Genomic DNA, 13121 nt, shown 5'->3' with positions numbered 1-13121 from the left:
CGAATACGGATATTCAGTACAGCACGGAGAACATGCGAATCATGATAAGCAGCCCGACAATGCCGATCACGACTTCCGCAATGAGCATAGCGATGGCCATGCCCTTGCGATTGGCGAGTTTTACATCAAGCAGCTTCGCCAACAGAAACGCGATGAAGCCCAGCGCCGCGCCATTCAACGCAATGGCACCGACCTGCCCATTGGTGAGCACGGATTCGCCCACGTTGGTCAACACCGAATTGATGGTCGTGGTGAAGACCAGCAGGCTCCATACACCATAACCGATAAGACCCACGGCGGCGTACCCGAAAGGACGGAATCCCTCGCGTAGCCTGAAAGTGAACGATTCGGAGCACCACAGCAACGCGAAGCCGACGACATAGGTGAAAGCCACCGCCATGAAACAGGCCTCCAGAGCCCATGGCAGCAAGGCCAGAGAGCTTTTCAGTAACGTGAAGTACAGCGGGGAACATACCATCTCGCCGATGCAAAGCACCCCACCGATGATGATCGCCTGCGCCAGCATCAGCGGAATATCAGTGGCGGGTTGTTCGATTACTGGTCTGGTATCTTTCGACGTCATGTCTTTTTTCCATTCATATGGAGCCTGCGGGTTATCAACGCCAGCCAGTGTAATAACGGTATGTTTCGTGTTGAGTCCCCGCCATGGTCGCCGGACTGCATCACGAGTCTGCGTCACGCACTTCATCGGCGGATAACGACCACATGGCATCCGCCCGATTCGGCCCAGCTCCGATGCCACTTGCCGTTGTGCCTCCAGTGGGACTCGAACCCCCTCGCAAGTCAGGCCGAAACCCCGGCATCCGCAACGTCGGCAGACGTTGACTCCACCTGCCGTGCCCACATTTTGCCCACGCCCCCGGCAAACAGCAGTTCACCCATCCGAGCCGACAGATCATCCAAGTCCGCATCGAACAGGTCGGCATAGGTATCCAAGGTCATGGCCGCCGACTTGTGCCCCAACTGCCGTTGCACCGTCTTGACGTTGGCGCCGGACTGCACCATCAAGGAAGCCGCAGTATGCCGCAGATCATGCAAGGTCATCTTCCCGCCTATGCCGGCCTTGCGCAGGGCGGACGCGAACCAACCATCTTTGCGGGTTGGATTCCAACCGTTGCCCATCGGCTTGTCAAACGGCATGTCCGGTGCCGTGAAAAGGAAGTCAGTCGGCCTTCTGCCTGCGCATTGCGCCTTGAGCGCCGGGAGCAGGACAGCCGGAAACATTACCACCCTCTTCTCGTGCGTTTTAGGGTCGGTCTCGACCATCCGGCTACCGACCCTCGTGATGCTCTTGGCGACGGTCAGTCTATCCCTTTGCAAGTCAACGTCCTCGACCCGCAAGGCGACAAGCTCACCCCATCTCAGCCCGCAAAGGCCGAGGGTGAGGATTATCAGCCGCCGCCACTCGCATTGATCGGCCAGCCGTCCCAGCTCACTGGCGGTGAGGTAGACATGCTTTCTGCCGGTCTTGCGCGGCAGACTGAGTCCGTCGCATGGATTGTCGTGAATGCATTTGGCTCGTCTGGCCGCTTCGAGCAGGGCCTTGAGGATTCCTTCGGCGCGGAGCACGACGCTAGCACTTCGCTCGCCAGACAGTGCCGTAACCCATTCCTGCACTTCGTCGTGCGTGATGGATTGCACTTCGCGCATACCCCATTTTGGCTCGACATGAGGGCGCCAAGTGTCTTCCAGAGACTTGATATAGCTCGGCTTGCATCTGGTCTTTTTTTGCGGCTATCCACGGCTCCCAGAAGTCTTCGAGGCGTCGGCGTCCGGCTTGTGGGTCGATGTAGGCTCCCGTGGTCTTTGCCGTGGTCACATTGGCGGCACCCCAAGCATCGGCATCCATTTTGCGACGGAAGCCGCGTTTGCCGGTGGCCGTGCCGTCCGGCTTGCGGTAGCGCACCTCGTACCTTCTGCCGCCTTTGGTGTCGTAAGGGCGAATCGTGTAGGCCATGTGGTCTCCTTTGCTGACAAGACCAGTATAAAGAAGGCGGCCTGACCGTGCAGACCGCCCTCGCCTTGAAAGTGTCAGCAAACAAGACATGTCTCAGTATACAGGTGCGACACGCCGACTTGCGTTATTATCCCGCCTGAGATAATATGAATATGTCAGCAAACAAGAAAGGAAAACCAAAATGTTCACCGCAACCGATTACACCAAGACCGCCGCCTACGCCGACATCGACCACTGCTGGAACGGCAGTGAATACTACCTCGAAGCACACGAGGAAAACGGCGCATGGGAGACGATCGACCGCGACCAGGCCGTCAGCGAAGACGGCAAGGCGTACTACGCCGAATACTTCTTCGGCAAGGAAGGCGACGACGTGCGCATCCCCGAACGCACCTACGCCGCCGAAGACATCGAAACCTACGCGCAGACCTGGTAAAAAAACAGCAGACAGCCCCGCCCCAACCAAGCGGGGCCTTACTTTTGCGGAAAGGAAGACCATGAGCATTAAAGCATTGCGGGAGAAGGCCGGACTGTCACAGCAGGATTTGCAGAGGAAGGCGGGACTCAATGCGATCAGCCGCATCTGGAGCTGGGAGGCGTGGGATAGGACGCCAAGGCCCAATTGGGCGCGAGACCCCAAGCGCATGAGCATCGAAACCGCAAAAGCATTGGCCGACGTGCTTGGCGTGACGTTAGACGATTTCTATAACGCACTATAAGACACGCCGACTTGCGTTATTATCCCGCCTGAGATAATATGAATATGTCAGCAAACAAGAAAGGACACGATCAAAATGGCACACTACAATATCACTTACTCGTGCGGCCACGAAGAACGCATTGAACTGTTCGGCAAGGTCAGCGGACGTGAAAGCCGCATCGAATGGCTCGAAACTCAAATGTGCCGCGCGTGCAAAGCCGCCCAGGACTCCGAAGGGCTTCCGAAACTCTCCGGCACCGAAAAGCAGACCGCTTGGGCCGCACGCATTCGCCGAACCTTCCTCGACCAAACCGAATCCCAGTTAGGTCACGTCATCCTTACCAACCCGCAGGCCGCCGAAGCCGCCAATGAGCTACTGAACCTCGTCAAAGACTCTATAAACGAGCAGACATCCGCCGCATGGTGGATCGACAACAGGGATAGGCTCGAACCGGAATTCGCTAAGATGGCGATGGCGAAACGCGAGGTATCTAAACAGGCAGATTGACATGCAGACAGTTACGCGATATGCTTACTCATGTCGTACCGGAATGTCGAGCGTCCGGTTGAAATATTCTCAGCTCAATCTGAGATACGTGGATTGAAATGGTGTTTGATGTGCGGGTATTAGAATCCGAATCACACTAATATCATTGCTTCCAGCAATGCGATGGCCCCTCAGGAAACCGAGGGGCCATATATTTTTTATCAGAATCGACATGGCTAAAGCCTGAACGCGGCTCCGTGCCGCTCCAGCAACGAACTGATTGGCAGAGCATCAGCGAAATGCTGTCCGCTCTTCTTTATATCAATCCATTGGCTTGCCGACCTGTAACGCTTGCCAAGACCATCCCTCACCTGTTGAATGTCTTTTGCAACCTTACCTAGATTGTTCGCGTTCTGCCTGAGCTGGGCCACCCGTTCCGACACATAAGCCTGTCCCATACCGCCTTGTGCGCCGCGTGCCGTTGTATACGTTACATTGCCGTACTCATTGGGGTGTTTGGCTGCCTTTTCCAATGTTTTAGCGTCAGCCAGGTTGTATTCCGCTTCCGTAAGTATTCTATCGATATGCTTATCCACTAGGGATAGTTCCTTATCCCTGATACTTTCTGCCCAGCTGACTTGTTTCGGTGAACCGTCCAGTGCTGGTAGTTTATCCGGCGACCAAGATTTGGCGGATGCTAACGCTGCGCCACCTCCTGATCCTGATTTTCCCCTTGAGCTGCCTGCGCCTCTGCCTCCCATTGTTTCAACCTCCTTGTGTTGTGGTTTGTGTATTGGATGTGTTTTGTGGTGATTTTAAATCCGTCTGGGATTTTCCCGTATAGGAGTATGAGTGATGGGCTTATCAGATCTTCCATGACGCGAAATCCGTGTTTCCATAGTCGTGTAGCCTCCCGATCACCCAGTACGCCGACACTACTCACGCTGATAACGGAACGACTTGGCAAACCGTCGAACGCAAAATCATAGCTGTCGGGGCTAGACCATTGCGCAGACGGGATAACAGACAAGCCCATTCGTTGCCAGACCATGCCGATAAGTCTACTCCGGTAGCAGTTCCAGCGTTGCATCGGTAGTGGCATGTCGCGGTAGAGGCTGAAATCAGGAGTGAGAACGCACTGGAACTTGGATAGCATTTGTCCGTATTTGATGGGGTTTTGCCAGCATCGCTCGAATTGGTAGTCATCGAGGTAGAAGTGACATCCAAGCCGTGTAGCCTGCTTCGTGGTCGTACCTTTAGCATAGTTGAAGCCAATCAGATCATCTGGTGGAATTGTCTTGCAGGGCCATATAATCGGCATGCCATTCGCAGTAAGACAATCATCGGGAAGCAGATCAAGATTATAGTAGCCGATCGTGCGATTTCTTCCGTTCCTTGTCATAAAACACCTCCTACCACGAAAACGCCCCCTCCCCCAGCCGAAGCCGGGAGAGGGGCGTTAAAAAAATGGGTGCAAGATTTTCCACAGGCACCCGAATGCGTGATTTTTTACACGCGAAGTTAATTTTTGGATGCTAGTTTGATTCTCACGCCCGAAAATTAATCAAGGTCACTCGTTGTCGGTGACGGTGATCTTCAGCTTGTCGAGCTTGTCCTTGACGGCGGTTTCGACAGTCTTGGCGATTTGGTCTGGGTCTGCGCCTTGTGCGGAGGCCAATGCCTTGACCGCTTCGGACAAGGCGGATACTTGCGTGATGAGCTGACTGGTCTTGCTGTCGATACCGGCTACGCGGTCACCCAATTTGGCGCCGCCTTGAATCGGCATTTCGGCCACCAGATTGCCGAGCGGCGAAGCGTGCGTGTCCTTGTTCCATTGGGAAAGTCGGAACAGTTCGGTCCTTGTCGCGTTCGCCGCAGCATCGGTGCCTTGCAGCCGGTCACGTACCTTTACGCCGTTCTGGTCGAAATTCCAAACGTCTTCCGCATTCATGTTGTCTCCTCCTAATAGTTCGTTTGCTCGATTGATGATTCGTTCCACCGGCAATGCGTTCGTGCATCTGTCGGGGCATCCGTAGTGGTCGGTGCCGGGTACTTCGCGGTGTAGGACGATGTTGCCGGTGCGGTTGCCGCTTGCGTCATGGTTGAGACTGTTCCAGCCGTATCGTTTGGCGATGTCGGCACAAAGTTGAGCCGAAGCCTCCACTTCCGCATCGGTGACCGGGATACCGTCCATGCCGCCCTCATGTTCGATGGTGACGCCGGAGCAATCGGATTGCCAGTTGGCATCGGCCCACGAGCCGTTGTTTTCGTCCACCCACTGGTAGATCGTGCCGTCGCCGCCTACGCCGTAATGCGATGCGGCTCCGAAGCTGGAACGTTGGAAGCAACTATCGGTGCCTGCGAGCCTGCCGACCATGATGTGTAGGGTGATGTGGTTGACGGACTGCCCAAGCCGTCCGCTGTAATGGTTTGGGCTGCCCCGCCAAACGGCGAAACTTGCACCAACCATCAGAGAGCACCGCCCGGCTCGTACTGGGCTTCGTCGGTGGTTTCGACGGTCGCCGACTCAGTAGCGGTCTCGGCAGCTTCGGCGGTTTCGGTTTCCGCTTCGACGGTTTCGGTTGCATCCTCTGCCGTTTCCTCTGCCGGTGCGGTCTTGGCTACCGCACTTGCGGCGCTCATGGCGGCGTTCTTCGCTGCGGTCACACCATTCACCACGCCTTCCTTCTTCAGGGCGTCCACGAGCTGCTGACCCGCGAGCGAAGCGCTGGTAATGTTCTGGTTCTTCCACCAGCCGTACACGGTTCCAATCACGCCGATGACGGCGAAAAGGGTTGCACTCACCTGATCGTTGGTGAACGGGAGCGTGTTGATGCCCGCGAGATTCAGGCCCGCATTAAGCAGGGCGTAAAGCGTGACCACGATGGTGACGATGGCCTTCACCCTCTCCGTGGTCATGCCGGGCAGATTATTGTTGGTTTTGGTGGTCTTGTTGGCATGGTCTGCCATGTTTCCTCCTAACAAAAAAGCCACCCCATGTTGGAGTGGCCTTGAAAATGGTTTCGGCTGTTATGCCGATTTAGTCTCGAATTTGACGTGCAGATGATAGGTGCCCGGTGAAAGTTCCTGTTGTGTCCAGAAGCCCCACCAAACATCTTTCTCTGCCTTGGTGGCGGTTTCGACCTGGAATGAGGTACCTTCGCCCCAGCCAAGGCCGCCGTTGAGCCCGACTTTCACTGTGGACTCATAGGTGAGTCGCACGGTGCCTTCCGTCGGCCAGTCGGCGCTCATGTCGCCTAACTTCGGAATCCAATCGGAGCCGATGATTCTCGTGCCGTTGGCGATGGTTTCACTGACGGCCAGCAGATAGTCGCCGTCACCGGCCTTGGTGAGGGTCATACCGGACGTGAGGGTGGAGACTGCGAAAATCTTGTCGGTTTGGTCTGTCCATTCCGGTTTTGGCTTGCGCCAGATGACGGTTCCGGCCTTGCACAGTCCGGCGATGCTGACACCACCGAATGCCATGCCTGCGACGGTTTTCCCGCCGATCATCGCCCCCGCACTCATGTCGTCCACCAGTACAAATTCGCACTGTCGGCGGCGCTTTTGGTGGTGGCGTCGGCTTCGTCCGATGCTTGGATGGCTTGGATGCCGTCCTTGCCGTCCTTGCCGGCGGGGCCTTGCTCGCCATCCTTGCCGTCCGCGCCCTTTTCGCCCGGAGTGCCCGGGTCGCCTTTTTCGCCGGGGTCGCCTTTCTCGCCTTTCTCGCCGTCGGCACCGTCCTTGCCGGGGTCGCCTTTCTCGCCCGGGTCTCCCTTTTCGCCTTTCTCGCCGTCCTTGCCGTTGGTGCCGTTGGTGCCGTCCTTGCCGTCGGCACCGGGCTCGCCTTGCGGGCCCGGGTCTCCCTTATCGCCTTTCGGCCCTTGGAGACTGCCGGCATCCTGCCAAGAGGATTCATCCCACAGCCAGATATGGCCTTGGATAAGGTAGGCATCGCCGCTCTCGCCGGTGGGGTGGGCCGCTTTCAAGGCTTCCTCGCTATCAAAGGTGCCTTTGATGCTGATGCCGGTACCATCCTTGCCTTGGATGCCATCCGCACCTTTCAGGCTCACGCCGGTATCGCCCACGATGGCGGTCTGGCCGGAGACGGAGGTGAGCATGTAGACTTCGCCCGTGGAATCGAGCACCGTATCGCCCACGCCGACATGATCGGACGGTCGCAGGTCGGTGATGGCGATGGTGGCTCCGGCCGTCAATTGTGCGTCGATCACGCGCATGGAATGCACCAAAGTGCTGTAGGATGATGCCGGTACGAGTTCGGCATCGGCCAATTCCGCATATTCCAGCACGTCCGTGGAATCAGGCACGGTCACACGACGGGTGAAAGTGTAGGACGTGAGTTCCTCCCTCACTTCCCAACACCAGTCATCGCCCGACGGCATGAGCTCGACCGTCACCGTACCGTCGTCGGCCAGTTTCGCGCAGAATGCTCGCGGTGTCAGAATGGCCTTGCCATCCTCGATGGTGAGCCGTCGGGTAGGCCGAAAGAACACGACACCCTTTTCCGCCGCATGACCCGTACTTGCAGGTGCCTGCAAGTCAATATGAACCTTAGTCACTTACACCCCTCCTTAATGTTTGTGCGCGCCATGGTTGAACAAGAGCATGAGAACCGTGATGATGATGAAGCCAAGAAGGTAGATCAATCGTCCTCCTTAACCAAGGTTTCCGGCGCAATATCCGGCCGTAGCTCGTCCGGCAACCGTGGCTTTGGATGCCGTACCAGAAACTCAGGTTCGACGATTTCGCAAAACTGTTGGAGCCAATGGAAAAGGCTTCGCGTGTAAGCGGTCAAGGCGAAATACTTGCGTTGCTTCTCCTCCAAGTGCGCGATCTGACCGCCTTGCGATTCCACCTGCTCGCGCAATGGTTGTATCACCGAATCGGTCAGAATGCGTACCGCCGCTTCCGCCGCTTCCGCCGCGAGCTTGTCAGCTTCCGCATTCTCACGGTCTTCCTGAGCCTTGGATTCACGGTTGCTGATGGCGGTGATGATCGCACCGACGATACCACCGCCGGACAGCAGGGCGATGATTACCGCGCTCCAAAAATCGGTACTGTTGACTAAATCCTGAAACGGCGGCACTATTTCACGACTTTCTGCCAGTAGTCCGTCTTTTCCTTCGGATTGCAGTCAGGACGTGAAGTATGGTCAACGAGACACCGGTACATGGTCATCTCATACGTGATTCGGTCTCCCTGCTTGTATTCCTTGCCGTTGGAATCCCAGACCGGGAACAGGACAACATACCGTAGCGCCTTGTCATCGTCCAGTGAGAGAATCTGCTCGGTCAGATAATGCTCGAACGCTTCGTTACGGCCTAGTTCCGGTGTGATAGTCCATGATTGGATGATCTGGCCGTCACTCATGGTGTACGAAGGTGTAGCCTTGCAGTAGGCCGGTATCTCCGGCTTCTCCGATTCCACAATCGGATAGCCATCATCGGACAACGTGACCACGCCATCCTTCAAAAAACCGGTAATCATAAGAATCTCCTTAAATCTGGTAGGAAATCGAACATGCAAAATAGTCAAACGACGCATAACTGCTCGACCCGCCATACTGCCAGCATTTCACCTTGCCAGTAGTCTCAATCTCCACGAACACCGCCGCACTGCCCTGATGCCCTGCGATCATGCCAAGCATCTTGGAAGGTCGATAGCCTTCCTTGATATAGCCGATTTCGACCTGATTGCTCGTATTGCCTACCGTTGCAGACGAGGCGAATGAGTGCATCACGTTCACCGTGACGGTGCGATTCACGCAAGTGGCCGACAGTTCGATGTTGTCCCATTTTTTGGGATTGTTTGACATCGATGTAGTTGGATGCTCGCATGCCGTTGATGTTCACGGTACCGTTCAGGTTCAAATGGTTGCCGTAAATGTTCGTACCTGCGCTTGGTGCGGCTTGTCCGATGCCGATGCCTTTGCCGTCCGCGGAGAAGTCGAGGATGTATGTTGCCGGGCCGACCGTGGTGTATGAGGTTCTGGTCGCATACTTGTCGGTGAGCGTGCATCGGAGCGGATAGGTCGTACTCGAGTCGTATCCGCTTTTGATGACTGTGGTTGTCGTGCCGGTGCCGGATGTTACGGAAGCATCGTAATCATGCCAGCCGCTACCGTCCTTCCAGCCGAATTTCAGGCTTACGCACTGGTTCGACGTATCATGTGCCGTATCCACACGCCATACTGCGACGTGTTTGACGTATGTGCCGTCGTCTTGTGCGTTGCCGCTTGCGTCGCATCGGTAGGCGTAGTAGCTGTCGATGGTCGGCGGCAACGAGTCAAGCTTCCAGACGGCATACAGAGTGTAATTGCTATCGGACGTGCCGACATATGATTGGCCGGGCTGGTATTGCGCACTGCCGGTAGCCGAGGTTGACCAGCCGAGGAACGTATAATTGGCGCGGGTTGGCTTCGTGCTTGGAATGGCGAGGGATTCTCCCCACCATTTGGTGACATTGCCGGGCGCACCACTGCCGCCGTTCGCATTGAAGCTGACCGTGTGCGAGGGTTTCGCGGCCACGGTAAGCGCCAATATGGCTTCGGACAAGCCCGCATACGCGCCATTGATACGGATATTGGCTCGCGTATCGATCGACTGCTGGGAGTGCGTCTTGGCGACGTACACTTCCTTGGCGCACATGACCTGCGAAGCGTTCGCACCAATCGTAATATTGGTTGGGTCGGCGTCCGCCCACTGGCCGTTCGCGCCAGCACCAACATGACCCTTCAGGCCGGCATAGTTCCAGCCGTTCAAGGTTTGCATGCGGCATTCCGCACGAATGGTCACACCATTATTGTCTTCCGACTTTATCCATGAGCCGAGCCAACAACGCCAATTATATTGTTGCGCACCGTATGCGTCTGCCATTTTTCCTCCTTAACCCACGTATTTCAGGCTCATGTGCCCGTCCGAACGGGGGACGAACGCATATTTTCCGATACGCAAGGTCTGTAGAATGTCAGCATTATTGATATTCAGGCGGTCGTTGGAGATATAGGCGGCGATGACACTGCCTATCAAAAAACTGCATTTGCGTGTTGGTCAAACGCATTTTCGCAGTGCTCGATGCCGCACCCATCTCCATGACCGGATTGTCACTATCCTGACCGAACGTGATGTAGGATTGGCGTGCCGCGATTTCGGCATTCAACCGTTCCGTAAGGTCAGTGACGTTCGTATCATTGGCCGTCTGATATTCGCTCAACTGCGTGCCTACGCCTGCCGCCGCTTCAGCATTGCTAAAGGCGATAGTCACCTTATCCCTCGTAATATCCAATGAGGATTGCAGGCTTTTCAGACTATCGTCATCACCCGTATACGTGCCTTGGACAGCCAATGCGATACTGTCCTTGGTGGCACTCACTTCGGACTTCGTAGCCAAGCCGCTACCGTCCGCGCCCTTGTAATCCTGCACGACCCCTAAGGCTACCGACTTCGACGTTTCATCCACATACGACTTGGTACTGTACGTACTCATATCGGCCTTGGTTTGATACGTCTGGCTGACTTCGGTCTTGAAACCGTCGAAATTCGTCTCCACCGTGGTGGCCTTCGACAGTGCATCATTGGCGGTGGCGCTGACCTGCTTGATCGTCTCCGCATTACCCTCGGCGGTCTGCTTCGCTTCATTGGAAACCGTGACCGCACCACTCGCGGTCTTATACGTGCGGGCCATATATGCGAACATGCTGTCCACGCCCGGTGTAGTCCATGTGGCCGTGCCGTCAGACATGATCGTGCGAATCGTCCTATACAGCTTGCCGTCGTAGCCGTCTGGAATGGTTGGCTCCGTTATGCTCCATCCGGACGGATTCCCGGCACCGGTTGGAGGCGCCGGAGTGTCCGTCGCCAACTGCCAGAACGTCGTCAACGACGTGACCGAAACGCCAGCCGCACCAGCAGTACCGGTGTCGCCGGTATCACCTTTCTCGCCCTTAGCGCCTTTCGGTCCGGTCATCAGGACTGGATTGGAAAGCTCCGTCCGGCCATCACCATACGTGACGGTGATTCGCAGCCACGTATACTGGCCGTCAACGTATTCCGGCGGTGTTTCCGACCAGCCATCGGATGGTGTAGCCGTCGCATCCGTCGAAGTCGCATACTCCGTCTTACTCGCGGTGACCGCCAGCTGGCCGGTCTTCTTCGCCTCCTCATACGCCTTATCAGCATTCGCACTGGCGGCATCGGCCTTCTGTGAGATTTCATCCACGGCCTTATCGATCGCATCCGTATCGACAAGCGGAGTCTGATTGCCGTCCTCGTCAATCCAGTTCGCACCATCCTCGGCACCCTCACCAGCAATGAAATCCTTGCCGGTCGAGGTAGGAATCCGCACAGTACCGGTCTTGTGGGTCTTCTGCGTTGACGCGGAACGCAATGCCTTAAGGCCGAGGGAAAACGGGATTGCTGAATCGTCCGGATTGATTTCCACGTGCTGGGCCATAATATAACCGCCTTAAAATGAAGGGCGACGGAAACCCCTCGGCTTAGGCCATTGGGTCTTCCATCGCATCGAAGATCAGACTTACCTTGTCCGTCTCGTCGCCGGACATTTGCATCAGACGGCATTCGTACAAGCCGTCCGTAAGCGAGGGGAATCCGTTGATGTCCAATTCCATGATTTCGCCCGGCCAAAAACTGCCGAGCGGGTGAAGGGGCGTACCGTTTTCGTCCGTGTCGTTTGCGTGTAGCTCGCCCTTGAATTGCACCAATGGGCGACTGTTCGCATTCAATACGCCGTCCGTGTGCTGTTTGAGCAGATCGGCCTTGTCCGTATCGGAATCCGAGTAGGCGTTTTCCTTGAGGGGCCAAGGCTCGTGATTGCCATTCACAAGGCTCAAATCTTCGGACAAGTGGCATATTTGCGCCTTATCCGTACCGGAGCCTGAGCCGTATTCGCGCATGATCGGGCCGAGATGGTCGATGGTCAGATTCTCCAACGTGCCGCCATAGGGACTGTATGTCAGCCGATGCACGGTCTTCTGGCCTAAATATACGTCGCCGTCAGACCCTGCGGTGAAGTCGAAGCGTACGTAGTCGCCGGACAGTTTCGGCCTGAACTGCATGTCCGGGCCGCCATCCACATTCGCAATCTTCGTCAACACGTCACTGGCTTTCAGATTCTGAATATCCCACGAGCTGTACGTGCGCTCGTGACTGCCTTTCTCGCCACGGTAGGCCCAATCGATGGGCAGTTGTCCGCCCGGCTTGACGTTCGTGGCAAGCCATCCGACCTCAGCCGCAATACCACGCAAACTCATGTTCTTGAAGCTGATTTCATCGCTCGACGTACTGCCCGCCGCCGTACCATACTTGCCCTCACGCACCACATACCGGTTTTCCAACAAGCCCATGATGCTTGAAAGTGAGAAATCCGTGTCAAGCGCGGAATCCTTACGTTGGCCGATCATGCCGCACAATACCGGCATGCCATACGACCATTCATCATCAAGGCTGGAATGCCAACACAAGGCGATGGAACGCCGGTCGGGTGCGAGCATGTAATTACGCTCTCCCGCCGACTGCGCCGGAATCGCGCTCCACGGGAGCGTGAGACCGCTCACCTCATTCTCACCGACACCCTTATCCTTAGTGGTAGCCAGTGAGGAATCGGACACGCTCACGCTCCAGCTGAAGCTTGGCAGGTCAATCGGAGCGAGAATCTTGCCAGTGATCGTATCCACAATGTACGCGCGCCAAGCCATAACCAGCCCCCTTATCCGATGCTTACGCCCCTGTCCCAGATTTCCAACGTGCGGCCCGGGTAGGTTTGCTGACTGTCGGTTCGGGCGATGAAATACACGTTCTCGCCCCACCCGATACGATGGTTGCGCATGCGTACCGTATGCCAGCCGGACGGCACCGAAACCAGCGCGTTAAGATGCAGTTGCTGCCAAGCACGCGAGACTTGGAACTGGCCGCCGCCAC

Annotated in this window: 17 protein-coding genes and 1 pseudogene; 3 read left to right on the top strand and 15 right to left on the bottom strand. The window is 56.3% G+C overall.

Features of this window, described 5'->3' with window-relative positions; all coding sequences use genetic code 11:
• Positions 1 to 13: 13 nt before the first annotated feature.
• The 3 genes from BMOU_RS04060 to BMOU_RS11535 all read right to left on the bottom strand — a co-directional run bounded on the left by BMOU_RS04060 (position 14) and on the right by BMOU_RS11535 (position 1978).
• Positions 14 to 583 (bottom strand): hypothetical protein, encoded by a 570-nt coding sequence (locus BMOU_RS04060; RefSeq protein WP_034875158.1) that lies wholly within the window; start codon positions 581 to 583, stop codon positions 14 to 16.
• 221 nt (positions 584 to 804) lie between these two features.
• Positions 805 to 1671: a tyrosine-type recombinase/integrase gene (locus BMOU_RS04055; protein ID WP_235143696.1), complete on the bottom strand. Its 867-nt coding sequence runs from the start codon at positions 1669 to 1671 to the stop codon at positions 805 to 807.
• Positions 1595 to 1978 (bottom strand): hypothetical protein, encoded by a 384-nt coding sequence (locus tag BMOU_RS11535; RefSeq protein ID WP_235143695.1) that lies wholly within the window; start codon positions 1976 to 1978, stop codon positions 1595 to 1597. The genes BMOU_RS04055 and BMOU_RS11535 overlap by 77 nt, the downstream gene beginning before the upstream one ends.
• A 181-nt stretch (positions 1979 to 2159) precedes the next feature.
• Between BMOU_RS11535 and BMOU_RS04050 the strand changes: the two genes are divergently transcribed.
• The 3 genes from BMOU_RS04050 (at position 2160) to BMOU_RS10695 (ending at position 3186) form a co-directional block, all read left to right on the top strand.
• The gene (locus BMOU_RS04050; RefSeq protein WP_034875064.1) at positions 2160 to 2414 is read left to right on the top strand and encodes a hypothetical protein; all 255 of its coding nucleotides are present in this window, start codon (positions 2160 to 2162) and stop codon (positions 2412 to 2414) included.
• Between the two features lie 61 nt (positions 2415 to 2475).
• The gene (locus BMOU_RS04045) at positions 2476 to 2697 is read left to right on the top strand and encodes a helix-turn-helix transcriptional regulator (RefSeq protein WP_051428891.1); all 222 of its coding nucleotides are present in this window, start codon (positions 2476 to 2478) and stop codon (positions 2695 to 2697) included.
• Between the two features lie 75 nt (positions 2698 to 2772).
• A complete protein-coding gene (locus BMOU_RS10695) occupies positions 2773 to 3186 on the top strand; it encodes a hypothetical protein (protein WP_051428892.1) in 414 nt (137 codons plus the stop codon).
• 215 nt (positions 3187 to 3401) lie between these two features.
• Here BMOU_RS10695 and BMOU_RS04035 read toward each other — a convergent pair whose 3' ends face one another.
• From BMOU_RS04035 to BMOU_RS11305, 12 genes and pseudogenes are all read right to left on the bottom strand, one after another.
• Positions 3402 to 3761, bottom strand: coding sequence for a hypothetical protein (locus tag BMOU_RS04035; protein ID WP_034875067.1), 360 nt, complete (start codon positions 3759 to 3761; stop codon positions 3402 to 3404).
• Positions 3762 to 3862: 101 nt separating this feature from the next.
• Positions 3863 to 4567, bottom strand: coding sequence for a DUF4417 domain-containing protein (locus tag BMOU_RS04030; protein WP_051428893.1), 705 nt, complete (start codon positions 4565 to 4567; stop codon positions 3863 to 3865).
• Between the two features lie 168 nt (positions 4568 to 4735).
• The gene (locus BMOU_RS04025; RefSeq protein WP_034875069.1) at positions 4736 to 5635 is read right to left on the bottom strand and encodes a peptidoglycan recognition protein family protein; all 900 of its coding nucleotides are present in this window, start codon (positions 5633 to 5635) and stop codon (positions 4736 to 4738) included.
• Positions 5635 to 6135 carry a phage holin gene (locus BMOU_RS04020; protein ID WP_034875071.1) on the bottom strand — a complete coding sequence of 167 codons (501 nt, stop codon included), beginning with the start codon at positions 6133 to 6135 and terminating at the stop codon, positions 5635 to 5637. Before BMOU_RS04020 ends, BMOU_RS04025 begins: the two co-directional genes overlap by 1 nt.
• 60 nt (positions 6136 to 6195) lie before the next feature.
• Positions 6196 to 6702 (bottom strand): hypothetical protein, encoded by a 507-nt coding sequence (locus BMOU_RS04015; protein ID WP_137648416.1) that lies wholly within the window; start codon positions 6700 to 6702, stop codon positions 6196 to 6198.
• The gene (locus BMOU_RS04010) at positions 6690 to 7745 is read right to left on the bottom strand and encodes a collagen-like domain-containing protein (RefSeq protein WP_200864821.1); all 1056 of its coding nucleotides are present in this window, start codon (positions 7743 to 7745) and stop codon (positions 6690 to 6692) included. The genes BMOU_RS04015 and BMOU_RS04010 overlap by 13 nt, the downstream gene beginning before the upstream one ends.
• A gap of 83 nt (positions 7746 to 7828) precedes the next feature.
• Complete coding sequence (locus BMOU_RS04005; RefSeq protein WP_034875077.1) at positions 7829 to 8272, bottom strand: hypothetical protein; 444 nt, start codon at positions 8270 to 8272, stop codon at positions 7829 to 7831.
• Positions 8272 to 8673: a carbohydrate-binding protein gene (locus tag BMOU_RS04000; protein WP_034875079.1), complete on the bottom strand. Its 402-nt coding sequence runs from the start codon at positions 8671 to 8673 to the stop codon at positions 8272 to 8274. Before BMOU_RS04000 ends, BMOU_RS04005 begins: the two co-directional genes overlap by 1 nt.
• A 104-nt stretch (positions 8674 to 8777) precedes the next feature.
• Positions 8778 to 9956 carry an InlB B-repeat-containing protein gene (locus BMOU_RS03995; RefSeq protein WP_235143694.1) on the bottom strand — a complete coding sequence of 393 codons (1179 nt, stop codon included), beginning with the start codon at positions 9954 to 9956 and terminating at the stop codon, positions 8778 to 8780.
• A gap of 202 nt (positions 9957 to 10158) precedes the next feature.
• Positions 10159 to 11637, bottom strand: a complete 1479-nt coding sequence (locus BMOU_RS03990; protein ID WP_034875157.1) for a hypothetical protein — start codon at positions 11635 to 11637, stop codon at positions 10159 to 10161.
• A 43-nt stretch (positions 11638 to 11680) separates the two neighbouring features.
• Positions 11681 to 12898, bottom strand: a complete 1218-nt coding sequence (locus BMOU_RS03985; RefSeq protein ID WP_034875086.1) for a hypothetical protein — start codon at positions 12896 to 12898, stop codon at positions 11681 to 11683.
• An 11-nt stretch (positions 12899 to 12909) separates the two neighbouring features.
• A pseudogene (locus BMOU_RS11305) lies at positions 12910 to 13121 on the bottom strand (hypothetical protein); the annotation flags it as partial.

Source organism: Bifidobacterium moukalabense DSM 27321 (assembly GCF_000522505.1).
GTDB classification, from domain to species: Bacteria; Actinomycetota; Actinomycetes; order Actinomycetales; family Bifidobacteriaceae; genus Bifidobacterium; species Bifidobacterium moukalabense.
Note: the sequence above shows the minus strand (reverse complement) of the source record. Positions and strands in the feature narration are given on the sequence as shown.

What these genes read in the sequence shown, in the direction of transcription:
- BMOU_RS10695 (WP_051428892.1), top strand. Translation starts at nt 2,773, where the DNA reads ATGGCACACTACAATATCACTTACTCGTGCGGCCACGAAGAACGCATT.
- BMOU_RS04060 (WP_034875158.1), bottom strand. Translation starts at nt 583, where the DNA reads ATGACGTCGAAAGATACCAGACCAGTAATCGAACAACCCGCCACTGAT.
- BMOU_RS04000 (WP_034875079.1), bottom strand. Translation starts at nt 8,673, where the DNA reads ATGATTACCGGTTTTTTGAAGGATGGCGTGGTCACGTTGTCCGATGAT.
- BMOU_RS04050 (WP_034875064.1), top strand. Translation starts at nt 2,160, where the DNA reads ATGTTCACCGCAACCGATTACACCAAGACCGCCGCCTACGCCGACATC.
- BMOU_RS11535 (WP_235143695.1), bottom strand. Translation starts at nt 1,978, where the DNA reads ATGGCCTACACGATTCGCCCTTACGACACCAAAGGCGGCAGAAGGTAC.
- BMOU_RS04020 (WP_034875071.1), bottom strand. Translation starts at nt 6,135, where the DNA reads ATGGCAGACCATGCCAACAAGACCACCAAAACCAACAATAATCTGCCC.
- BMOU_RS04030 (WP_051428893.1), bottom strand. Translation starts at nt 4,567, where the DNA reads ATGACAAGGAACGGAAGAAATCGCACGATCGGCTACTATAATCTTGAT.
- BMOU_RS04045 (WP_051428891.1), top strand. Translation starts at nt 2,476, where the DNA reads ATGAGCATTAAAGCATTGCGGGAGAAGGCCGGACTGTCACAGCAGGAT.
- BMOU_RS03990 (WP_034875157.1), bottom strand. Translation starts at nt 11,637, where the DNA reads ATGGCCCAGCACGTGGAAATCAATCCGGACGATTCAGCAATCCCGTTT.
- BMOU_RS04055 (WP_235143696.1), bottom strand. Translation starts at nt 1,671, where the DNA reads ATGCGCGAAGTGCAATCCATCACGCACGACGAAGTGCAGGAATGGGTT.
- BMOU_RS03995 (WP_235143694.1), bottom strand. Translation starts at nt 9,956, where the DNA reads ATGCAAACCTTGAACGGCTGGAACTATGCCGGCCTGAAGGGTCATGTT.
- BMOU_RS03985 (WP_034875086.1), bottom strand. Translation starts at nt 12,898, where the DNA reads ATGGCTTGGCGCGCGTACATTGTGGATACGATCACTGGCAAGATTCTC.
- BMOU_RS04025 (WP_034875069.1), bottom strand. Translation starts at nt 5,635, where the DNA reads ATGGTTGGTGCAAGTTTCGCCGTTTGGCGGGGCAGCCCAAACCATTAC.